The organism is Mesorhizobium sp. M8A.F.Ca.ET.207.01.1.1 (genome assembly GCF_004794715.1).
Taxonomy (GTDB): domain Bacteria; phylum Pseudomonadota; class Alphaproteobacteria; order Rhizobiales; family Rhizobiaceae; genus Mesorhizobium.
Map to the genome: position 1 here is coordinate 1 of NZ_SRUS01000250.1, position 357 is coordinate 357.

Annotated in this window: 1 protein-coding gene; it reads right to left on the reverse strand. The window is 67.8% G+C overall.

Annotation, left to right across the window (positions count from 1 at the left end; all coding sequences use genetic code 11):
- A partial coding sequence (locus tag EN850_RS34385; protein ID WP_210238043.1) for a hypothetical protein occupies nucleotides 1–357 on the reverse strand: 357 nt, incomplete at both ends.

Below are 357 nucleotides of genomic sequence, written 5' to 3' on the forward strand. Positions count from 1 at the left end.
GTGGTTGTCGTGCAGTACTATATTGACGTTGTTGCGGCGTACCACCGGGAGCAGCACGTCACGCAGCGCGGCGTTCTCGCGCCCTTCGCGCGGCGAGTAGAACGGCTGGTGCAGCAACACGATGGTCCATGGCTGCGGATTGCCGGTCAGCACCTTGTCCAGCCACTGTGCCTGTGCCCTGGCGGTGCCCAGATCGAGTGCCGAGGTGCCATCGGCCACGGCCACACGCACGCCCTGCGCATCGAACCAGTAGCTGGTCTGCTGCGCGGCGGGGGCGCCATTGCCCGGCAGCGCGAACGTGACCGGCCAGTGCCGGCCCAGCACACGGCGCTCCTGCGGGGTGTCCTCGAATTCCTC